Below are 21,752 nucleotides of genomic sequence, written 5' to 3'. Positions count from 1 at the left end.
CAGCCCTATTCTGGTTTCTTGGCAATCAGGAAGTAAACGTCTTTTGAGGTTTCCGGTACCCAGCGATAATCGATCTGGAATCCGGCATTTTCCAGATGCATTTCCAACTGACGACGCGATACGAATTTGACATAGGGTGCAAATCGCAGTAAGCGGGCCAGGCAGGCTACTGGCTTGAGATGTGGGCGCGTGTCCTGAAGGCAGGCGGTATTGCTGACGAACACGCCGCCGGGTTTGAGCATGCTGAAAACCTGGTTTATGGCCCGCTCCGGGTCTCGGAGCAGGTGCAGGATGTTCAATCCCAGAATCGCGTCGAACGCTTGCTGCCGATGTTGCATGTCCTCAAGCGTGGCAACGACGAAACGAAGATTGTTGAGAGTATTTCCTGCCATCCTTTCCCGGGCAATGTCGATCATTCGGGAGGAAGCGTCGGTTGCAAGGTAGCTGCGGACTTTTGGAGCATGAATTAATGCTGTGGAACCGGTACCGCAGCCGAACTCCAACACGTCCATTTCGGGGTGGAAGTATTTTTGGGTAAGGGCAATCTTTCTTAAATAGGCATTCTGATCTGAGATAGGGCGACGGGCGTAACGCGCTGCGCTGCGGTTCCAGAAATTGACAGACGAGCTCATGGATTCCCCTTTCCAGCCTGGCGGCATAAATTCAGTGAACCCATTCTATCTGTGCGAAGCTGTTGGTAATATTGCCAGAATCGAATGTCTGGTATGCAAATCTGAATGAATTGGCAATCTGTAAAGTTTGATTGGAACCGGGCTCGAGCCTTTCTCGTGACTGCCGAGGAAGGGTCTCTGTCTGCTGCAGCAAAGGCTCTGGGGGTATCTCAGCCAACCCTTGGCAGGCAGGTCGCTGCGTTGGAGGAAGAATTGTCCACCGCGCTTTTTGAGCGGGGCGGTCGGGGGTTGGAGCTAACGCAGGCGGGTCTCGATTTGCTGGCGTATGTTCGAGCAATGGGTGAGGCTGCCAGCAGCCTTTCGCTCGCGGCAACCGGCCGGGCAAGGTCCATTGAAGGCGAGATTGCGATTTCGGCGTCGGAAATCACCGCCGCTTTCATTCTGCCGCCGATTCTTCAAAGGCTTCGGTATGAGTATCCGGGTATTCGCATTAACCTTGTTGCCTCCAACGAAGCCAGCGATCTTCGCCGCCGAGCAGCAGACATTGCCATACGCAATTTTCGGCCTACCGAACCTGATCTTATCGCCCGAAAGGTGGGTGAATTTTCTGCGACTCTTTTCGCCACACCGGACATCCTGGCTGATCTGCCATCGCCGTTGACCGACGATCTTTGTGAGGCCCCATTCATCGGCTTTTTCTCAAACAATGAGAGATACATGGAAGCCTTGGCGCAACGTGGCCTCAAGCTGCAGGAGGAACAATTTGTTGCCAGGACAGACAGCCATCTGGTTCATTGGCAATTGACTCGCGCGGGTATCGGTATTGGTATGATGCCCGTCGAATTGGGTGATGCAGAGCCTGACGTTGAGAGGGTCTTCGAGGATCAGGTTTTCGGCGGCGATGTCTGGCTGGTATCACATCGGGAACTCAGGATGAACCTGCGGGTTCGGACGGTCTTTGATTTTCTTGCGGCTGAACTTTCCGAGTATTTTGGGAAGTCTGAACGTTAATTCGAGAGAGATTGGTTTGCTAGCCTGGCCCTCAGGTCGGTAACGCATTCTGTGATTTCACGCTCATTGGCACTGGCAAATCCCATTACCAGGCCGGTTCTGGAGGATTCTCCCAGGAAGTGTGCGCTGAGCGGCGTGCTGCCAAATCCTCTGGTTTTCAGCCATTGGCTGAGGGCTACATCATCAAATTCCCCTTCCAGCACCAGATGCATTCCTGCGCTTTCCGCTACCGGTTGTGCCCGCCCACCGAGCTTATCGATAACTTCATTCTGGAAGCGTTGCCACTTGTCCCGGTAGAGCTGGCGCATGCGCCTGAGATGACGCGTGAACTGACCACTCTCAATAAATTCGGCGATGGTGGCCTGGGTAAGGAGCGGCGTCTCGCCACCGCTGATCTGCTTTGCCCAGAGCAGGGGTTCGACCACCGCTTCCGGGACCACCAGATAGCCGATGCGCAATGCTGGTAGTAACGTTTTGCTGAAGCTGCCCATGTAGAGCACGGGTGAATTCTCGTACAGGCCTTGAATGGCAGCGAAGGGTTTGTTGTAGAAGTGGAACTCGCTGTCGTAGTCGTCCTCGATGATCCAGCATCCGTTTTGCTGGGCCCATTGCACCAGAGCCATTCGCTGGGAAAGGTCGAGGATGCCGCCCATGGGGTATTGGTGAGTGGGCGTGCAGAACAGGAGCTTGGCCCCGGCAGGTTCAAGGCCCGGCAACGCTTCCACATCCAGGACGTGGTTCCTGAGGGGGATTGGAATCACGGGATTGCCCAACCGGCCCAGCGCGTTCCGGGCGCCGCGGTATCCCGGATTTTCACACAGGATACTGTCGTCCCGTTGCAGGAAAACGTCGGCAATAAGCGAGAGCGCTTGCTGCGCGCCATTGGTGATTATGACTTGGTGTTCTTCGCAGCGAACCCCTCGGGACGTTCTGACGTAAGCGGCGATGGCGCGTCGCAGGGGCTGGAATCCCTGGATGCTGTCATACCCTCTCAGTGTTCGCCGGCTTTCCTGGTGGTGCAGGATCCGGTTCCAGCTGCGGATGGGGAATGCATCCAGGTCTGGCAAGCCCGGCTGGAATGGCAAACTGGCGTCTTCAACAGGCTTCGGTATTCCCGCTGGAAGTGGCGGCAGCGGTGGCAAGTTCATGGAAACGCCACCGGATTTCTCCAGGCCCGGCCCTGAGGGGGTTATCGCTGATTTGATGTCTTCATGGACAAAGATACCCTTGCCCGCTCTGCTTTGAAGAAAGCCCTCCGCCTTGAGCTGCTCATAAACGGCGTTCACCGTGTTGCGGCTGATGCCGAGGTCCTTTGCCATCTGGCGGCTGGGCGGCAGCTGGCGCCCGGGTGGGTAGCGCTGGTCGAGTATCCGTTCGGACAATCGTTGATACAGCTGATGCTGCAGCGGATGCGCGCTGTCCAGGCGAATATCATCGATCACATCAACTGGTCCTATCAAAAGTCACAATCTGGATCTTTCGATGGTATCAGAAGTGCCTTTCAATAGAAGTACATTTTGTGAAGTGCAAGACCGGAAAGGAGCTTTTGATGACAACGACTGATCTGGCAGGGGCCACAGCGTCCCCTCTGACTGCCTGTCCACGCAGCAGGGTGCAGAGGGCAGTAAAGCGAGCAAGCTATGACAGGGAAACAGCTTACAGGTTGATTGATCGTCTCAAAACGGCGCATGTCGGATTTGTGGAAGATGGCGAGCCTCGCATCATCCCGATCACTGCCTGGCGGCTTGGTGATGATCTTTATCTACACACATTGAACGGTGGACGCTTGTCCCGGCGTCTCGGGTCTGGAGCGTTGCTTTGTATCTCATTCGCAGTGACGAATGAATGGGTGATGACCAAGTCGGCGTTCCATCACAGCGCTAACTACGAGTCACTGGTGTTGTATGGACGGGCTGTGCCGGTCACGGACCACGCCGCCTTTGATGCCGCGTTCCGTGCCATCATCAACCAGATCGAGCCGGGGCGGTGGGAACAGGTAAGGGCGCCGAATGACAAGGAACGAAAGGCAACGGCGTTATTCCGGATACCGATTGAAGAAGGAGCCTTCAAAAGCCGGACTGGTGGCCCGAATGATGATCCCGAAGATATGAGTCTGCCCGTGTGGCACGGATTGATACCTACCGGTGTTTAACGTGCCGATGTAAAGATACCTCAAGGGCCAGCCTGGTCTTTGGGAGCCATCTTCAAAAACAGGCCCAGGGATGCCAGCAGCAGGGCGGTACTGACGATGATGGCAACGGGATAATAGAGGTTGCCGGCGAGTTCCAACTGACTGTACTTGATGATCATGATCAGCCCTTCAAGCGACATGGCAACGCACACTGTTCCAATAAAACGCGGCAGTGTGCGTCTCATCATGGTTATAACGTCGTGGGATTCCGAGCGCCCGCTGTACTCGGAGCGTATCACCATGGCCAGTTCGTAAACTGCGAGAGCGATAATGCTGCCATTAACGCCCTTGATCAGGGCCTGCATAAGTTGCTGGCCAGACTGGAGGGCGGCGATCACTTCCAAAACGGTGGCACTGACCAGAGTGAAAGCGAGCACGAAGAAAACCAGCGAAAATAATCGGGCGAATAGTGCCCTGACAGGAATTGCGGCCAGCATGTTGACCATAGTGTATAACCCCTAGCGTTGATCAAGTCAGACGCAGGCTACTGACAAGAGCCGTTGATTTCGCTTAAGGATTGCTCATTCTCTGGTAATCTGATTGATCAAACATGACAACACTCGGAGCGACTCGAGCCCAATGTCTGAAGATTCCTTGAAAACCTTGTCCGACCTTGCCAGCGATGCCCATGCCCGCATTCAGGCCACCCACCAGCACATTAACCCGGTGGTGGAGGTTCGCCGGGGTATGCGTGATGCGGGTATACCGGCGGATGTGATGACTATTGACTGTCTGCGGACCCGCCGAAGGATTACGCTCATACTGCATGATGAACAGCCCGGCACTCTTCTTTACCAGTTCGTGACCATTGAGGATGAGGTAGGGAATGACTTTCAGCAGATGGCGCTCGGCGACATGACGGCGACCAAACTGTTTGGGTGGATTCAGGAGTATTTTGGCTAATTTGCACAGATCCAGGCCCACCCTGAAGTAAACTTGGGGTAACCAATAACAATAGACCGAAAAGGTTTCCCCATATGCCACTATCCCGAAAGTTTCTTTTCGCTCCTTTGCTGGGCATTGCCCTGGTCATGACGGGTTGCGATTCCGGTGCTGATTCTTCCGCAGCCAACAGCGCCGGACACACTGCGCCGACCGCCACGACCGAGCAGGCCAATCGGGATGTGTTGGACCAGCGACCCTTCGATAACCGTGACGATTTCGAGAACGCGCGCCGCGGACTGATTGCCCAGGACCCTGAACTGGTCATTGATCATCTGGAAGGCGGTGAAGTCTGGAACATGCCGGCCTACGGATTTATTGACGAGGATGGAGAAAATGCCCCGGCCTCGGTCAATCCAAGCCTCTGGCGCCAGGCTGCCCTCAACAACATTCACGGGTTGTTCAAGGTCACCGACGGGCTCTACCAGATCCGGGGTTACGACTTGGCGAACATGTCGATCATCGAAGGCGAATCCGGATGGATCCTGGTGGATCCTCTGACCGCCCGGGAGACTGCCAGCAAAGCCTTCCTGTTCGCCCGTGAACATCTGGGCGAAAAGCCGGTGCGGGCGATTCTCTTTACCCACAGCCACATTGATCACTTCGGCGGCGTGCAGGGCATTCTCCAGCACCTTTCGGACGAGGAAAAAGCCAACCTGCGGATTATCGCGCCAGAGGGCTTTGAGGAGGAGGCAACCAGCGAGAACATTATCGCTGGCCCCGCCATGACCCGCCGGGCCATGTTCATGTATGGCAAGCGTCTGGATCGGGACGAACGCGGCCATGTTGGCACTGGTCTGGGCAAAGGCCCGGCTTTTGGCACCTTTGGCTTTGCCCCGGCGACGGATCTGATCAGCGAAACCGGTACGGAGCTGGAGGTGGACGGCGTGCCGATGATTTTCCAGATTGTCTCCGGTTCCGAAGCGCCTGCAGAGTTCACCTTCTATCTCCCCGAACAAAAGGCCTTTTGCGGTGCCGAGCTGGTCAGCCGCAATATGCACAACATCTACACCCTGAGGGGCGCGAAGGTTCGGGATGCCCGTCTATGGAGCAGCTTTATCGACGAAGCAAAGACTCTGTTTGCCGACGCCGATATCTACTTCGGCAGCCATCACTGGCCGCTGTGGGGGCAAGAGAATATCCAGGACTTCCTGGCTGTTCAGCGGGATACCTACAAGTTCATTCACGATCAGACGGTGCGTTTGATGAACCAGGGTGCGACGCCCAGGGAGATCGCCGATCAGCTCAAGCTGCCGCCGGAGCTGAATCGGGCGTTCCATAACCAGGGGTACTACGGCACCGTGTCTCACAACGCCAAAGCGGTGTATCAGCACTACCTGGGGTGGTTTACAGCGAACCCGGCTCAGCTAGACCCACTTCCGGAAAGTGACTCGGCCCAGCGTTATGTCCAGATGATGGGTGGCGCTGAAAAGGTTCTGGAAAGAGCCCGCGAGGATTTCGAGGCGGCCTCTGCCATGGGGGCTAGCGAAGGGCGCGACACCTACCGGTGGCTGGCGGAATTGCTCAATCAGGTGGTCTTTGCCGAGCCTGGGAATGACGATGCAAAACAGCTTCTGGCCAACGTCTATGACCAGCTTGGCTATCAGGCGGAATCCGCACCCTGGCGGGACTTCTACCTGACGGGGGCATACGAGCTGCGCCATGGTTCGCCGGAAGAGGGCATCAAACCGGCGATGATGAGAGAAGTGCTGCTGAATACGCCGGTATCCCTGTTCTTCGACAGCATGGCGGTGCGGCTGAAGGCCGAAGACGCAGAAGGGGAGAGCGCCGTCATCAAGATTACCTTCACGGATCTCAAGGAAAGTTATCTGCTGACTCTGAAACATTCCGTGCTCCACAACCGTCTGGTTAATGAGGACACTCCCGCTGACGCCACATTGCATCTGACGCGGTCTTTGTTTGTGGATCTTTTGATCGGCCGTGCGGGGCTGAAGGAACTTCTGTTCAGCGACGAGATCAGCTTTGAGGGAAGCCGGCTCGACCTGATAGGCTTTTTCAGTATGCTGGACAAGCCTCAGGGCCGGTTCAATATCGTTACACCCTGATGAGTACTTTATGAAATCTGTTGCACTTCTCGATGGCGGCCTGGGCCAGGAAATCTACCGCAGGGCCATGAATGTTACGTCACTGCTCTGGTCAGTGGCGGTAATGCGGGAGCAGCCGGACGTGGTTACCGATGTCCATGCTGACTTTATCAGGGCCGGCGCCCGTACCCTGACACTGAACACCTATGCTGCAACGCCCACGCGACTGGCCAGAGAAGGCCTTGGTGACGAGATTGGTGCAATCCATCAACGGGCTTTCGAGGTGTTGGAGCGCGCCATCGCCTTAACGGGTGCCGACGTTGATATCGCCGGCTGCCTGCCGCCCTTGGTCGGAAGCTATCGGAGCCAGCCTGACCGTACGTTCGAGGATCTGAAATCGGAATTCGACATCCTTGTTAAACTGCAGAGTGGGGCGGACGTCTTCCTCATCGAAACCATGACCAACTCGCTGGAGGCGAAAGCCGCCTGTGCTGCCGCCAATGAATCAGGCAAACCCTTCGGAGTGGCATTCAGACTGGAAGCCGATGGCAAGCTCCGGTCAGGGGAGACCCTTGCCGAGGCTGTTGAAGCGGTGAGGGCGTCAGGGCCAACGGCGATTATGCTCAATTGCTGCGACCCGGAAGTGATTTCGCAGGCAATGCCTGAACTGGCCGGTCTTTACCCCTGCACGGGTGGCTACGCAAACGCGTTCAAAACAGTTGAACCAATGGCCGGCGGAGCGTTGGTGGATGAACTGGAAGCCAGGCAGGACGTGTCACCCGGGGTGTATGGGCTTCAGGTGAAACAGTGGTTGGATGACGGCGCAGGTGTTGTTGGCGGCTGCTGTGAAATCACGCCCGAGCACATCAGCCATCTGGCCGATGTGCTGACAGGCGAGTATAACCTGATACGGTTCTCGGAATTGGCGCGCGGTTAGCCGGCGAGCCGAGGAGCTTTGGCTCTGCGCGCTTCCACAGCACGTCTGGAACGACGTGCCTCGATGTATTGCATTGCATCGTTCCGGATGGGAAGGTGCAAGGCGCCTTCCAGATCATGGCGGTCGTAGCCAAGATCTGAAAGCGTATCATCTTTTTCTTTCAGCAATGACTCAGCCATACGGCGGAATTGCTGGCGTCTGGAATATCCCTCAATCCAGGAGGTGATCGGCTGCATTGCGGAGTGTGCCTGATGCTCTGTGCTCTTCAACATGTCTACGGCCCCGACTGTTGGTGAATGACTTGCAGCAGCTCGTTTGGAGACGTCTTGTAACTCGCTTACGGGTGCCTACAGCCGCTATTCTGGTATTCTCTCTGCCTTCAATCAAACGAAAAGAATTTAAGATCTTGTTCAGTTATGCTTAAGGCAGTTGCCGGCCATAAATCGATCCGTAGGGTCCGCCTATGAACATGCCTCTGCTTGATAACGATGTGCTCCGGAGTTTCGTTGCCATTGCGGAACATGGCACGTTTACCAGTGCCGCCAAAGCCGTTCACCGAACACCTTCCGCCCTGAGCATGCAAATCAAACAGCTTGAGCGGAACCTCGGGAAAACCCTGTTTGTTCGCGAACCCAGGCGTGTCACGTTGACCGCAGAAGGGGAGGTTCTTCTTGATTATGGGCGCCGATTGCTGCGCCTGAATGAAGAGGCCGTGCAGTATTTCGTTTCGCCAACCCTTGAGGGGAAAGTGGGTATTGGCACGTCTGACGATGTGGGTACCAGGATTCTGCCGGAAGTTCTGGCAGAATTTGCCAGATCCTATCCCGCCGTGCTGGTGGATGTCGTGGTTGGTTCGAGCAAACAGAATCTCGCTCGCCTGGACGCCGGGGAACTGGATATGACCCTGGTAACTGTGGCCGATGAGGGGCGTATTCCCCGCGGTGAGGTGGTGCACGAGGAACCGCTGGTCTGGGCCGGGCGAGAGGGCTCATCGGCCTATCAGCGCTCCCCGCTGCCGATTGCCATGGCCCATGAGGGATGTGCCTGGCGGCGTATGACCCTTCGGACACTGGACAAAGCGGGTATACCTTACAGGATTGCCTACACCTGTGAGCATTGTTCCGGTCAGGAGGCCGCTATGCTGGCGGATCTCGCCGTGGCCCCGTTTCCGCAAAGCCTGATTCGTCCGCCTCTGAAAGAGGTTGCCGGTGATAGCCTGCCGGAAATCGGCTTCTATCAGCTGGCGTTGGTACGCCGGGGTTCAAATCCCCTTAATGACGCGCTTGCCTCGCATGTCAAAGAGGCGTTCCTCGGTCTACGCTAAACGGTGCTGCAGGTAATAGTATTGCGCATATCCTCTAGCCGCCCGACTTTGAATCAAGGAAATCATTGATGACAGTTTATTTTGTCCAGGGTTTTATCTACCTGGTGGCAGCAGTCATCGCTGTGCCCCTGGCAAAACGCCTGGGGCTGGGCTCTGTTCTCGGGTATCTCGTGGCCGGTGTGGTTATTGGACCGGTCACGGGGCTGGTAGGGCAGGAAGCCAATACCATTCAGCATTTTGCCGAGTTCGGTGTGGTCATGATGCTCTTCCTGGTGGGTATGGAACTCGACCCCAGGGCGCTCTGGGCCATGCGTGTGCGCCTGGTCGGACTGGGTGGGCTTCAGGTGGTGCTGACGGCGGCTGCAGGCATGGCAGTGGCCGCATGGTTGGGACTGCAGTGGCAGACAGCCATTGCAGTCGGTCTGATCTTTGCCCTGTCGTCCACGGCGATTGTTCTTCAAACCCTCAACGAAAAGGGATTGGTCAAAACCGAAGGCGGTCGCAGTGCGTTCTCCGTCCTGCTGTTTCAGGACATCGCTGTTATTCCGATGCTCGCCCTCATCCCCTTGCTGGCACTGCCGGAGCTCATGGACGCCACGGCAGGTTCCGACGCCAAGCAAGGTCACCTCAGCCTGGTGGATAGTCTCTCGGGATGGGCTCATGGGCTGGTTGTGGTGGCGGCCGTTGGTGCCGTGATTGTTGGCGGCCATTATCTGAGCCGGCCCCTGTTTCGTTATGTGGTGCAGTCGGGCTTGCGTGAAGTATTCACCGCCACGGCGCTGATGCTGGTCATCGGGATTGCGGCCCTGATGAGTCTGGTAAATCTGTCCCCGGCTCTTGGGGCCTTCCTGGCTGGTGTCGTTCTGGCTAACAGTGAATTCCGGCATGAGCTGGAAGCGAACATCGAACCGTTCAAGGGACTGTTGCTGGGCCTGTTCTTCATCACCGTTGGCGCGGGCATCAACTTCGATGTGTTGTCCGAGCAATGGAGTACGGTGGTGTCACTTGCGGTTGCGGTGATCGCAGTCAAGGCCGCGATTTTGCTCGGCCTGGCGTTGCTGTTCCGGGTTCATGGCAGTAATGGCTGGCTGTTTACGTTGTCCCTGGCACAGGCCGGTGAGTTTGGCTTTGTGCTTCTGACCTACAGTGTCCAGAACAACGTGATTCCCATGGAAACGTCACAGGTCCTCTCACTGGTGGTGGCGCTGTCGATGTTCCTGACGCCGTTGCTGTTTATCGTGTATGACCGGATTGTGTTGCCCCGTTATCGTCGTTCACAAAACGACGAGCGCGAGGCGGATACCATCGATGAACAGGCGCCGGTTATCGTCGCTGGTGTTGGTCGCTTTGGCCAGATTGTCTGCCGGCTATTGCGGGCCAATAATGTTCCCATCGTTGCATTGGACCATGAGATCGAACAGATCGAGAACCTCCGGCAGATCAATATCAAAAGTTTTTTCGGGGATGCGAGTCGCCCGGATTTGCTGGAAACCGCAGGCATCGAACAGGCCCGGCTGCTGGTCGTGGCGATCGACGACCGTGATCGTTCGGTGCAGATGGTGGAGCATGTGAAGCAGTTCTTCCCCGGTGTCTGGGTGCTGGCCCGCGCTTTCGACAGAGGCCACGGATACCGACTGCGCGAGGCCGGGGCCGATGATGTGGTGAGTGAAACCTATCATTCGGCACTCGAGCTTGGGGGTCATGCCCTGACCGCCATGGGTGTGCACCCGATGCGTGCCCGTCAGATGACCTGGGCCTTCCTCGACAATGAAAAAGCCCACGAGGATGAGCTGTTCGACGCCTGGAAGGAAATCGAGGAGGGCATCCGGTTCAGCCCCCGCTACGGTGAGTTATTCATGAAGCTGGAAGAAGCACTCAGCAGTGCCATGCAGAGTGATTGGGATGAGCCGAAGCAGGAGGATGTCCCTGTCTGGAGACCGCCTGAACGCTGACTTGGAGGCATCGCTGGGCTAAATTATTGTCTGGGCGCCTCGTGAGGTCAGTATGGTTTCCAGGAAAACGCTTGTTGTCTCGGGAATGGTTTTTGCCGGATCCTGCCTGGCCGCCGAATCGGACCAGGGCGATTGTATTGCCAGCAGTATCCAGCCGGAAGCCATTGATCTGGACAAGCCGAGAGATCAGCTCGCCCGCCAGAGCGATCTGGTGATTCCCGAGGATGCACGCATCGCCAGCATCCGCGTTCTTCGCCGTCCCATCTTTGATACCACCGATCCTGAGCAGGACAACGCGCTCTATCGAACTCTTATCGCGCTCAACACGCCTACCTGGGAGTCCGCCCTGCGTGCCCAGTTGGTGTTTGAAGAAGGAGATGTCTACGAGCCCGAGCTTATCTCCGAATCCGAGCGGGTGCTGCGCCAGCGTGAGTATTTGACCGCTGCCTGGGTAGGCGTAACCCGGGTTTGTGGCAACGAGGTTGAGGTAAGCGTGCTTACAAGGGATACCTGGACACTGTTCCCGAGCGTGGGGGTATCCCGATCCGGGGGCGAAAATACCACCAACTTCGGGTTGTCTGACCCCAACTTTGCCGGATCAGGCAAGAGCCTCGGCATTGGCTATGCGAAGGACCCGGACCGCACCGAAACCAGTCTCTATTTTGATGACCCGAACGTACTGGGTTCGCATTGGCAGGCGGGGTTCTCGTTCGACGAGAGAAGCGACGGCCGGGGCCGAGGCGCCTACCTTGAGAGGCCTTTCTTCAGCGAGACCACCAACTGGCGTTTTGGGTTGAGCGGCATCGATGACGTAAGGGAAGAATCCCGCTATGTCGGCGCGGAGGCTATTGCCGATTATCGGCGCAGCCAGGAGTTCTTCAGTATCGATGGAGGCTGGCGCCTGGCCGAGAGGAACGATCGGCAACTGAGGTTGCTCGCCGGCTACCGCTACAATGCACTCATGTTCGACCGTTTGCCCAACGAACCCGATCTCGACATCTTTCCAGACGACAGGACCCTGAGTTACCCCTGGATTGGCTTTGATTACCGCCAGAACCGTTTCCGTGAAATGACCAACCTGACCCGGCTCCAGCGGGTGGAAGATGTGCGGGACGGTTTCGTTTGGCGGGCCGAGCTGGGCTACTCGGGCAGCGGGTTGGGTGCCACGGAAGACCGGGTGGTTCTGAATATGGATTTCCAGGATGCGCTGCATGCCTCGGAGACCAACTACGCCAGCTATTCCCTCAGCCAGAGCGGCACCTACCGTCTCGACGAGGATCGGGTGGAAAACCTGCTGGGCACAGTGAGCGTTCAGTACTTCCATGGCGGCTCGGAGCGCTGGAACAGCTGGTACACCAATCTCGCGTTCACCGCAGCGCACAATCTGACAGCCGATCAGCAACTGCTGATTGGCGGGGAGAACGGCCTGCGTGGCTATCCCAGCGAATACCAGCAGGGTAACCGCAGGCTGCTATGGACCCTGGAGCGGCGCTATTTTCCGGACTGGCATCCGTTCAAGCTGTTTCGGGTTGGTGGTGTAATCTTCACTGACGTCGGCCGGGCCTGGTTCACTGACGAACGGAACAGTGGGCCGGACGAAGGTGTTCTGAAGGATGTTGGCTTCGGCATGCGGCTGGCGTCCAGCCGCATTGAGGTGCAGCGTATGCTGCACCTCGACTTCGCCTTTCCCCTGGATGGCGACGACAGTATTGATGATTTTCAGGTTCTGTTGCGGGGCAGAAGCCAATTCTAGAGCCCCCGCTCACCAGGTATCGACGAATTTCCCGCCTTCCCCAGACTGAATGCCGGAAGTGGAACTGAGCCCGCGTATCAACCACGCCCGCGTTTCCTGCGGGTCGATCACCGCATCAATCTCCAGATAACTGGCCACGTTGAGCGCCTTGCCTTGCTCATAGGCTTTGGCGACCAGAGTATCGAACATCTTCTGCCTTGATTCCTCATCAGGCTGGGCGGCCAGTTCTTTGGCAAAGCCCAGGCGCACGGCGCCTTCCCAGCCCATGGGCCCGAACTCACCGCTGGGCCAGGCGGCCGTGAAGAAGGGGGTGAGCATGCTGCCCGCTGCCATGGCCTGGGCGCCAAGACCGTACGCCTTACGCAGAATCACGGTGAAGAAAGGCACACTGAGCTTGGCTGCCGCCACGAACATACGCGAGATGTGGCGAATGGTGGCCTGTTTTTCGGCGTCAGGCCCCACCATGAAGCCCGGTGTGTCACACAGTGACAGGATCGGAAGGCTGTGGGCATTACAGAGCTGCATGAAGCGGGCAGCCTTGTCACCTGCGCTGGCATCGACCGCTCCGCCCAGGTGGGCCGGGTTGTTGGCGATCAGGCCCATGGGACGACCTTCAATACGGACCAGAGCCGTGATCAGGCCTGGCGCAAATTGGCTGCGGAGTTCCAGGACACTGTCCTGATCGGCCAGGGTTTCGATAACCTGACGGATATCGTAGACCCGCATGCGGTTTTCCGGAATCAGGTGGCGTAGCCGTCGTTGATCGTCGCACTGCCAGCCTTCCAACGTGCCCTGAAAGTAAGACAAATATTTCTTCGCCACACTGACCGCTTCAGTTTCGTCCTCGACCAGGACATCAATCACACCGTTGGGCCCCATGACGGACACCGGCCCCACTTGTTCCGGGCTGAACCGCCCAAGCCCGCCGCCTTCGATCATGGCAGGTCCCGCCATCCCCAGATTGGCGTCTCTGGTGGCAATGATGGTGTCGCAGCAGCCAAGCAGTGCCGCGTTGCCCGCATAGCAACGGCCGGACACAATACCGAGCGTGGGCACGACGCCGGAGAGCCGTGCCATGCCGACAAAGGTATGACAGTCCAGAAACGAAACGCCGTTGGCGTCGGTGTCGGATGGGCGACCCCCACCGCCTTCTGCGAATAGAACCAGGGGGATTCGCCATTGCTCGGCCAGAGCGAGAATTCGGTCTGCCTTGCGGTGATTCGTCAGCCCCTGTGTGCCTGCGAACACCGTGTAATCGTAGGCCATGGTGGCGCAACGCCCGGCTTCGGGGCCAAATGCCGGCGCGTTCACGGTGCCAATGGCGGTAATCAGGCCATCCGCCGGGCTCATTTCAGCCAGCTTGTCCGCCGAACGTCGGCGTCGCTGTGCCGCCAGTGCAAGAGCTCCGTATTCATTGAAGCTGTCGGGGTCGAGCAGGTCTTCAACGTTCTCACGAGCGGTTCGCTGAGCAGTTTTACGCCGCTTTGCGACCGCCTCCGGTCGGCGCTGGTCAGTCAGCAGGTCATGACGCTCCAGAACCTCGGCGAGATCGGCCCGGATGTACTCCAAATCAACCGTCTCTTCATTCTGAATGCCGCCGGCCTCGACGTCGGCTGGTTCCAGGTAGACCAGTGCCTGCCCGTCGTTCACCGTTGTCCCTGGTTCTGCGGCAATAGCGTGGATGATGCCGGAGTTGGTTGCCTTGACCACAAACTCCATTTTCATGGCTTCAAGCACCGCCACCGGGTCGCCGATGGCGACGGAATCTCCTGGTGTCACATCGATACTGACAACCGTGCCTGAACTGGGCGCCTCAATGCCGATGGTGCCCGCCGGTGCGGCGATGGCGCCCGGGCTTTCGTCGACCGCCGAGGCAGATGCGTTGCCAAAGTGCAGGTGCGGGTGAGCGGTTTTGGTCGCTTCCGGGATCAGGTGTTTCAGGTTGTCTTCGACAAAGCGGGTGGTAACAGCCCAGGTTTCCACGCCGGAATGGCGGACCAGATTTTGCAGCAGACCAATATTGCTGCTGACACCGGTTAGCCGGAATTCGCACAGGGCGCGATAAAGCCGCCGAAGTGTTGAAGGGTAATCGCCGCCATGGGCAACCAGCTTGGCGAGCAGGGAGTCAAACGAAGGACTGATGGTGTAACCGGCGTAACCGTAGCCATCGACCCGTAAACCCGGGCCAGACGGTGGCTCGTAGGTGCTCAATGTGCCGGTAGCGGCGGTGGCATGACCATCGGCGTAGAGTGTTTCGCTGTTGATTCGCGCCTGAATCGCGAAGCCCCGCTTGGTGGGTGGCGACTCAAGAGCCAGATCAGTGAGGCTTTGGCCGCCAAACAATTGCAGCTGGGTTTGAACGAGATCAACGCCGGTAATCTCCTCGGTGATGGTGTGCTCTACCTGGATGCGGGGATTGGCTTCCATGAAATAGAAACGGCCGGGGTGGTCCTCGTCCACCAGAAACTCAAAGGTGCCGAGACCACGGTAGTTAACGGCGCCGGCCAGTTTCAGGGCGCTGTCGATCATGTCATCCCGGATCGAGGCGTCCAGTAAAGGACTCGGTGCAATCTCGATCAGCTTCTGATTTCGCCGTTGCAGGCTGCAGTCGCGCTCCCAGAGGTGACTGACGGCTCCGGTACCGTCGCCGACTATCTGGATTTCGATGTGCCTTGCCCGAGCGATCAACTGCTCAACGTAAAGTGAGCCGTTGCCGAACGCTGCCTGAGCCTCGGACTGGCAGCGCTGGAAGGCCTGCTCGAGTTCTGTTTCGGCGTGAACCGCCCGCATGCCGCGGCCGCCGCCACCGGCAATCGCTTTGATCATCAGAGGACCGTGCTCGTCCAGGAAGGCGCGGGCCTCGGTGAGGCTCACCGATCTGTTGATTCCCTTTATCAGGGGAACCTCGCAGCGTTCTGCCAGGGCCCTGGCAGCCGACTTGTCACCAAACCCCTCCAACACGTCGGGCGAAGGGCCAATAAAGATCAGCCCGGCCTGTTCGCATGCGCGGGCAAAACCGGCGTTTTCCGCCAGGAATCCGTAGCCAGGATGGATCGCCTCGCAGCCATGGGCCTTTGCGACCTCTATCAGTTGCGCTCCATCCAGGTAAGCCTTTACGCCATGGCCCGTTAAAGCCACCGCCTCATCGGCCATACGGGTATGCAGGCTGGCGTCGTCGTCTTCAGAGAAGACGGCCACAGACCGCAATCCCATTTCGTTGCAGGCTCGGGCAATGCGGATCGCGATTTCGCCGCGATTGGCAATCAGTACGGAGCGAAAAGTCATGGTGCCTTGTTCCCCGGGGTGTGATTTTTATTTTGGGCGACAGAAGCCACCATCCTAGAAACGGCATCCGGATCAGGCAAATGAATTTGTTTGAGGGTTGGTTATGAATGCGCTTGATGACTCAGGTTTCAGGGCTCGTTGGTCTCGTTCTGTTGCTTATCCGGAGCCCCAGGATAACCACGAGGGCGCCAAGCCAGATGCCAACTGAGTAGCGCTCGTTGAACCAGATTACGCCAATCAGTAACCCGAACATGGCGGCGACTGCGCCGAGCTGACTGTAGAAAACCGGGTTGGATCGACGCTGGAGTTCAAAGGCGCAGAGGTAGGTCAATGCGGTTAGAAGCCCCTGAACACCGACGATGCTGACCAGTTGAAGCCCTGTTGTTTCCGGGAAAATGGAGGTGCGCGTCAGCCCCGCTAACAGACCAAGCGTCCCTGCGGACGCCAGCAAGGTGCCTGATGCCAGGATCATGGGCTTTACACCGGACGGCCAGGCCACAGACCGGTAAACATTACCAATAGACAGCATGGCCGGGATGAGCAGGCCCATGGCAAACCAGAGTGCGTTCGGGCTGCTGATCTCCGAGTGGCGCTGAAGCACGATCCAGGCGCACGCGACGACCGCGATCGATAGCCCGGCCAGTTTGATCCAGCTGCGTTTTTCCAGCCCCAGACCGGCCGCTAGCAGGAACGTGAATATGGGGGGCAGGGCGTACATGATCCCGGTGAAGCCGGCTCCCAGTTTCGTGACCAGATAAAACCCGATGGCATTCGGGATCGCGATACCAGTCAAGCCGCTGATGAGAAAATAGCGGCCCAGACGTGGCTCCAGCAGAGAACGGCCTTTCCCCGCACACACCAGCAGAACGGCGCCTGCAATGAGTGTTTGCCAGAAGGCATAGGTGATGGCTGGCATGCCTTGGGATGTGGCTGCTTTTGCCAGCGCCAGCATGAGTGCGATCAGGAATCCATTGGCCAGTAGTAGGCCCCAAACTACGGACTGGGGGGGAATAATTGAACGCTGCGCTGTGGTTATCATCACTGAGTGCTCCGGTTTGTAAATGGGGGTCACCGGTAGTCAGTTTGCAGCAATCGATTGAGTTGATAATTGGGCTTGGCCGAACAATACTGCTTCCAATTCAGAAACAATCCGGAGGCTTCATTGGCCACTGACAAGCTCGTCGCAATGACAATCTTCAGGCGCGTCGCAGAGTTGGGCAGCTTTACCCGGGCTGCGGATGATCTTGAGATCACAGCGGCAACAGTCAGCAAACACATTGCCTTCCTCGAGCGGGATCTCGACACGAGGCTGATCAATCGGACCACTCGCCGCATGAGCCTGACCGATGCGGGGCTCGCTTTTCTGAAACGCACACAGGCCTTGCTGGATGAGTTGGAAGACGCAGAGCTGGAGGCAAGAGGGTTCCAGGCGGAGCCGCGAGGCACGATAAGGCTGAACGTCCCCATGTCGTTCGGCTTGACCCATATAACAGAGGCCATCGACAGCTTCCTCCGCGCCTACCCTGAAATTGACATCGACCTACAGCTCAGTGATCGAATGGTGGATCTGGTGGAGCAGGGCGTCGATATCGCTATTCGGGTTCGCAGCTCCCTGGCCGACTCGAGTCTTCTGGCCAGACCACTCAGAAAGTCCAGAAACATCGTTTGCGCGTCACCGGGGTATCTGGAGCGTGTGCCAGAGATTAAAGCCCCGTCGGATCTGGCCCAACACAACTGTTTGACGTTCAGCCTCCACGACCGACCAAGGGTCTGGGAGCTCGGTGGTCAGGAGGTGTTGGTCAGCGGTAACTATCGAACGGACAGTAGCCTGGCGATCCGCCAGAGTCTTTTGAGGGGAGCCGGCGTTGGTTTGGTGCCCCGATTCCTCGTCCATGAAGACATTGAAAAAGGCGCACTGGTCCCTCTGCTGCCAGACTTTCCGCCCAAACCCTACAGTGTGTTTGCCCTGTTTCCACCGGGGCGCAATCAACCCACAAAGGTTCGGCTGCTGCTTGACCATCTGGACCGGTATCTTGGAGAGAAACCCTACTGGGAATAGCGCTGGTTCCGGGGCTTTTCTCCTGGCTCTTTCCATTCTGGAAACTATGTAGTTCTATTCTGGCCGTTTTTCAGGGTCCAGAAGTTCCATAGAGTTGCTACCTCAACGCGAAGGAGACAACTCTATGAACATTCACGAAGCCCTGGACTGGCGTTACGCCGTCCGTGAATTTTCGCCCGAGAAGCTTGGTGCCCATACGGTGGAAACACTGGTTGATGCGGCTCGCAAGAGCGCCTCTTCTTATGGACTGCAGCCCTATAAAATTCTGGTCGTCGAAAGCAAGTCGGTTCGACAGGATTTGCTGGCCTACTCTTTTGGCCAACAGAAAGTGTTGGACTGCTCTCACTTGATCGTTTTTGCGGCGCAAACGGATATTGGTGACCACACGGTCGACAGGTATGTCACGCAGTTTGTGAAAACCCGCGACGTACCTGCCCAAGATATCTCCGGCTATGTGGCGCACATGAAAGAGGCGCTTGCAGCCAAATCCCGAGAAGAAAAACGGGTGTGGGCGCACCAGCAGGCCTATATTGCCCTGGGGACCCTGCTCACTGCTGCAGCTTCAATGCGAGTAGATAGCTGCCCGATGACCGGTTTCGATCACCAAGCCTACGATGACGTACTTGGACTGGCAAAACTGGGCCTTGAGACTACTGCCATCGTTGCTTTGGGTTACCGTAGTGCCCGTGACCGAACCTCCGGCTTACCGAAAGTGCGCTTTGATTACGGCGATATGGTGATCAGCGTGTAAGTGATACCCGGTCGATTTGGTGGTCTGGCTGGTGTTCCTTGTCTATAGGGTATAGGTTCGGAAGAACGGCAACACATTTTCGAGCTTACTGCCGTTCAAGAGGAGCACCAGCTCTATGAAGGTTTTTTCCAACCCGGTTGGTTCCGGAAATCTGTGGTTTGACAATCTCACCACGGCACAGGGCACACCGGTCGCGTACGATCCACAGGCCAGGTCTTTCGTTCCGATGCCGCCCTTTTGCGCGAACCGGGACATCATCGGCTGCAACTGGATTGCGCCTGAACAGGGGGCATTCTGTCGTTCCTGCGCGATGACTGCTCTGGCGCCCGACCCCAATATTCCTAACGCCATGCCCAATTGGGCCGAGACAGAAGCCTCCAAGCGCTGGGTGCTGGACAACCTCGGCCGTTGGCACTGGTTTCGCCCTGAGGATCCGGGCACGCGCCCGGTTTTCCACATGTTGGCCGAGGGGCTGACCCCGGTTGCCATGGGGCACGCGAACGGCGTGGTAACCATCAGCGTCGCAGAGGCGGATCCCGTGGTTCGTGCCACCCGACGGCAGGCCCTGGACGAACCCTATCGAACCATGGTCGGCCATATGCGCCATGAAATCGCCCACATGCTCTGGTGGCGCCTGAGCTTGCGTAAAGACTTTCTGGATGCGTTCCGGGAGATGTTCGGTGATGAACGCGCCGATTATCCGGCGGCCCTTGAGCATCACTACCATAACGGCCCGCCGCAAGACTGGCGACTGTTTTACCTGACCAGCTACGCCTCGGCACACCCGCACGAGGACTGGGCGGAGACTGCGGCACACCTGCTGCACCTTACGGACATCACCGACAGCCTGGTGTCATCCGGTCTGACCTCGCCCGAGGTGCCGAGACAGGGTTGGGATCCCTACTCGGAGCCCGACACGGCCATGCTGATCAATGTTGCTGCGTCACTGGCCATCCGGGTTAACCATGTGAACCGCTCCATGGGACTGTCTGACCTCTACCCGTTTGTCCTGTCCGAAACGGCGCAGCGCAAGCTTGCGTTCGTGCACGACTGGTTGCGCCGCGGGGCCCAGGGCCTCTAGTCCAGGTGAGTGCCGGTCAATCAGACCGGCGACACGCCAAAGAGCCACTGGTGGGCCCACACCACCATGACCACATACACGGCAAGGCCGCCAACGATCGCAATGACGTCATTGGCTTTGGTGGCTGGCAACGTGGTGATGGCGCGCTGGGTTCTGCGCTTCATGGAGATCCGGTCGGCTACCGCCCAGGCAAGGAAGGAGCCGAACAGCAGAAGGTCGTGGAGCATCCCGTTCGCCAGAAGGTGAGCCAGAGCCCAGAGTTTGACGGCAATGAGCATGGGGTGCTTCAGTTTTGCCTTGATCTTACCCGGGAGGTAGGTGGCGAACAGTAGCGGGAATACAGGCACCAGAAGCAGGAATGACACGTGCTTGAGCCACGCCGGCGGCATGTAGATCACCGTCGGATCCATCCGGGCGGCGCCGTAACCCCAAACGATCAGAACCAGACCGACGAGGGACACCACGGAATACAGTCCTTTGAAGGCTCCCTCGCCCATGGACGCGTTCAGTCGGTTGCGCAGGGGCTCGTTTATGATTGAAAGCGAATGCACGCCCAGAAACAGAATGAGACCAACGATCAGTGTGGTCATTTGCAAAACTCCTTTTGGCTTGAGCGACAGGGTTGTCTGATTGGCAGGGCGCTTTCCTTGGAAAGCCCATTTGGTTGAAATCCAGATAAGTATAGGAAACCGGGACAGCAGATGCCTGAGCGTTTATGATCGGCGATCTGATTCACCGGATTGAAAAGGCGCCCATGAAGTTTCCCAAGGTCACTGTTGTACTGGTATCTGCCGCCCTGCTATTTGTTCTATGGGACCAGACCCGTGAACAGCCCGACCCCATCGATGCAAACCGCCTGACCAATCTCCGGGCCAATCCTGTGGAACTCAGTGCCGCAGTCGACTGGATTTTCACCCAGATTCCGGACTTCTGTTCCGACGCCGCGGGCGAAGGCAGTGGCACGAAGGTTCACGCTGATTGCGTCGAAAAAGCCGAGGCAAGAACCTCTACTTGCCGTCGGATGCTTTACGATCGATTCCCGAGTGTTGTTGCTTCAGAGGCGACTTTCCGGGATGTTTCGCTCACGGCGATGGCGTGCGTTGTGCCCCGTTCAGGCTTGGTAAAGTAGGCTGCATTCAACGGATTTTCGGATAAGACGTGTGTCAGCATTCCGAGGTTATCTGGGTCACCGTGCATTCCGGATCGCCGAAGGAATCGTATTCGACATAGCAGCCGGGGCCGGCGCCAGATCCTGCAGGCAAAGAAAACCCTACACGGGTGTACTGGTTGTCGACGAAGGTCTGCAGGGAGGAATCGTTGGCGTCCACCGAGATGTAATCAAGCATTGTTAGCGTATCATCCGCCTCGGCGCGGCTTTCTGGGCACAGGTTGCGCCAGTCGACTTCCGAGCGGCCCGCTTCAGTTTCTATTACATAGTTAGTGCCCATCCAGAAACCCGCATTTTCAGCCAGTTTAGCTCACCTCCAGGAGTGGAGGCTGAGCTGCGTGCCTTCAAAAAAATGAAAGCAGCTAAATATTGGTAAATGTGATCATTATTTGATCGACTGGCTCGCGTTCAAGCCACGGGCGGGCACCGCACGACTGCTCATGCGCCCTGTTTACAGATGTTCAGTCGGAACCGGTCGGCTAATCCGGACCGAGTCGGGCCAACCGCACCAGGTTGTAGCTCAGAACTGAGGCCCAGACAAACGCTTTGAAACCATCGTGACCTTTCCACTTCGCTTTCGCGGCTCCGAAGGCCCGTTTCAGCTCCGAGATGTTGCCTTCG

The 21,752-nt window shown here is 57.5% G+C and carries 20 protein-coding genes and 1 pseudogene; 12 read left to right on the top strand and 9 right to left on the bottom strand.

What is annotated here, in order from left to right; all coding sequences use genetic code 11:
- Window positions 1–5 precede the first annotated feature (5 nt).
- Window positions 6–632 (bottom strand): class I SAM-dependent methyltransferase, encoded by a 627-nt coding sequence (locus tag BM035_RS17345; RefSeq protein ID WP_053112829.1) that lies wholly within the window; start codon window positions 630–632, stop codon window positions 6–8.
- Window positions 633–737: 105 nt separating this feature from the next.
- Between BM035_RS17345 and BM035_RS17340 the strand changes: the two genes are divergently transcribed.
- A complete protein-coding gene (locus BM035_RS17340) occupies window positions 738–1,643 on the top strand; it encodes a LysR family transcriptional regulator (protein WP_092033338.1) in 906 nt (301 codons plus the stop codon).
- On the opposite strand, the gene pdxR is transcribed toward BM035_RS17340, so the two are convergent.
- Complete coding sequence (pdxR, locus tag BM035_RS17335) at window positions 1,640–3,085, bottom strand: MocR-like pyridoxine biosynthesis transcription factor PdxR (RefSeq protein WP_092033336.1); 1,446 nt, start codon at window positions 3,083–3,085, stop codon at window positions 1,640–1,642. The genes BM035_RS17340 and pdxR overlap by 4 nt on opposite strands.
- A 107-nt stretch (window positions 3,086–3,192) precedes the next feature.
- Here pdxR and BM035_RS17330 point away from each other — a divergent pair, with 107 nt between their 5' ends.
- Window positions 3,193–3,795, top strand: a complete 603-nt coding sequence (locus BM035_RS17330; protein ID WP_008172383.1) for a pyridoxamine 5'-phosphate oxidase family protein — start codon at window positions 3,193–3,195, stop codon at window positions 3,793–3,795.
- A 20-nt stretch (window positions 3,796–3,815) separates the two neighbouring features.
- Here the strand turns inward: BM035_RS17330 and BM035_RS17325 are convergent, their stop codons facing one another.
- Window positions 3,816–4,280: a hypothetical protein gene (locus BM035_RS17325; protein ID WP_008172381.1), complete on the bottom strand. Its 465-nt coding sequence runs from the start codon at window positions 4,278–4,280 to the stop codon at window positions 3,816–3,818.
- A gap of 133 nt (window positions 4,281–4,413) precedes the next feature.
- Between BM035_RS17325 and BM035_RS17320 the strand changes: the two genes are divergently transcribed.
- The 3 genes from BM035_RS17320 (at window position 4,414) to BM035_RS17310 (ending at window position 7,758) form a co-directional block, all read left to right on the top strand.
- A complete protein-coding gene (locus tag BM035_RS17320) occupies window positions 4,414–4,737 on the top strand; it encodes a hypothetical protein (protein WP_008172380.1) in 324 nt (107 codons plus the stop codon).
- A gap of 74 nt (window positions 4,738–4,811) precedes the next feature.
- Window positions 4,812–6,842, top strand: coding sequence for an alkyl/aryl-sulfatase (locus BM035_RS17315; protein WP_008172378.1), 2,031 nt, complete (start codon window positions 4,812–4,814; stop codon window positions 6,840–6,842).
- 10 nt (window positions 6,843–6,852) lie between these two features.
- On the top strand, window positions 6,853–7,758 hold the full coding sequence (locus BM035_RS17310) for a homocysteine S-methyltransferase family protein (protein WP_008172376.1): 906 nt from the start codon (window positions 6,853–6,855) through the stop codon (window positions 7,756–7,758).
- On the opposite strand, the gene BM035_RS17305 is transcribed toward BM035_RS17310, so the two are convergent.
- Window positions 7,755–8,030, bottom strand: coding sequence for a hypothetical protein (locus BM035_RS17305; protein ID WP_227497794.1), 276 nt, complete (start codon window positions 8,028–8,030; stop codon window positions 7,755–7,757). The genes BM035_RS17310 and BM035_RS17305 overlap by 4 nt on opposite strands.
- Before the next feature lie 191 nt (window positions 8,031–8,221).
- On the opposite strand from BM035_RS17305, the gene BM035_RS17300 reads away from it, so the two are divergent.
- The 3 genes from BM035_RS17300 (at window position 8,222) to BM035_RS17290 (ending at window position 12,787) form a co-directional block, all read left to right on the top strand.
- Complete coding sequence (locus BM035_RS17300) at window positions 8,222–9,082, top strand: LysR family transcriptional regulator (RefSeq protein WP_008172373.1); 861 nt, start codon at window positions 8,222–8,224, stop codon at window positions 9,080–9,082.
- Window positions 9,083–9,150: 68 nt separating this feature from the next.
- The gene (locus BM035_RS17295; protein ID WP_008172371.1) at window positions 9,151–11,034 is read left to right on the top strand and encodes a monovalent cation:proton antiporter-2 (CPA2) family protein; all 1,884 of its coding nucleotides are present in this window, start codon (window positions 9,151–9,153) and stop codon (window positions 11,032–11,034) included.
- A gap of 52 nt (window positions 11,035–11,086) precedes the next feature.
- Window positions 11,087–12,787, top strand: coding sequence for a BamA/TamA family outer membrane protein (locus BM035_RS17290; RefSeq protein WP_039881947.1), 1,701 nt, complete (start codon window positions 11,087–11,089; stop codon window positions 12,785–12,787).
- A gap of 9 nt (window positions 12,788–12,796) precedes the next feature.
- Here the strand turns inward: BM035_RS17290 and BM035_RS17285 are convergent, their stop codons facing one another.
- Both BM035_RS17285 and BM035_RS17280 read right to left on the bottom strand, forming a co-directional pair.
- Window positions 12,797–16,072 carry a carboxyl transferase domain-containing protein gene (locus tag BM035_RS17285; protein WP_092033333.1) on the bottom strand — a complete coding sequence of 1,092 codons (3,276 nt, stop codon included), beginning with the start codon at window positions 16,070–16,072 and terminating at the stop codon, window positions 12,797–12,799.
- Window positions 16,073–16,193: 121 nt separating this feature from the next.
- Entirely contained in the window at window positions 16,194–17,111 is a 918-nt protein-coding gene (locus BM035_RS17280) for a DMT family transporter (RefSeq protein ID WP_092033330.1), read from the bottom strand.
- Window positions 17,112–17,234: 123 nt separating this feature from the next.
- Here BM035_RS17280 and BM035_RS17275 point away from each other — a divergent pair, with 123 nt between their 5' ends.
- The 3 genes from BM035_RS17275 (at window position 17,235) to BM035_RS17265 (ending at window position 19,963) form a co-directional block, all read left to right on the top strand.
- On the top strand, window positions 17,235–18,131 hold the full coding sequence (locus tag BM035_RS17275) for a LysR family transcriptional regulator (protein ID WP_092033328.1): 897 nt from the start codon (window positions 17,235–17,237) through the stop codon (window positions 18,129–18,131).
- A 124-nt stretch (window positions 18,132–18,255) separates the two neighbouring features.
- Window positions 18,256–18,882: an NAD(P)H-dependent oxidoreductase gene (locus tag BM035_RS17270; RefSeq protein ID WP_092033325.1), complete on the top strand. Its 627-nt coding sequence runs from the start codon at window positions 18,256–18,258 to the stop codon at window positions 18,880–18,882.
- A 115-nt stretch (window positions 18,883–18,997) separates the two neighbouring features.
- Window positions 18,998–19,963 carry a zinc-binding metallopeptidase family protein gene (locus BM035_RS17265; RefSeq protein ID WP_062781481.1) on the top strand — a complete coding sequence of 322 codons (966 nt, stop codon included), beginning with the start codon at window positions 18,998–19,000 and terminating at the stop codon, window positions 19,961–19,963.
- Window positions 19,964–19,983: 20 nt separating this feature from the next.
- Here the strand turns inward: BM035_RS17265 and BM035_RS17260 are convergent, their stop codons facing one another.
- The gene (locus BM035_RS17260) at window positions 19,984–20,553 is read right to left on the bottom strand and encodes an NnrU family protein (RefSeq protein WP_092033322.1); all 570 of its coding nucleotides are present in this window, start codon (window positions 20,551–20,553) and stop codon (window positions 19,984–19,986) included.
- Window positions 20,554–20,678: 125 nt separating this feature from the next.
- On the opposite strand from BM035_RS17260, the gene BM035_RS17255 reads away from it, so the two are divergent.
- Complete coding sequence (locus BM035_RS17255; RefSeq protein ID WP_092033320.1) at window positions 20,679–21,092, top strand: hypothetical protein; 414 nt, start codon at window positions 20,679–20,681, stop codon at window positions 21,090–21,092.
- Between the two features lie 34 nt (window positions 21,093–21,126).
- Here the strand turns inward: BM035_RS17255 and BM035_RS17250 are convergent, their stop codons facing one another.
- Window positions 21,127–21,411 carry a hypothetical protein gene (locus tag BM035_RS17250; protein ID WP_254775526.1) on the bottom strand — a complete coding sequence of 95 codons (285 nt, stop codon included), beginning with the start codon at window positions 21,409–21,411 and terminating at the stop codon, window positions 21,127–21,129.
- Window positions 21,412–21,610: 199 nt separating this feature from the next.
- Window positions 21,611–21,752, bottom strand: a pseudogene (locus BM035_RS22420) (ISNCY-like element ISMaq5 family transposase); the annotation flags it as partial.

It is taken from the genome of Marinobacter sp. DSM 26671 (assembly GCF_900112835.1).
GTDB classification, from domain to species: domain Bacteria; phylum Pseudomonadota; class Gammaproteobacteria; order Pseudomonadales; family Oleiphilaceae; genus Marinobacter; species Marinobacter flavimaris.
The sequence above is the reverse complement of the archived record's forward strand: the minus strand, read 5'-3'. Positions and strand labels throughout refer to the sequence as shown.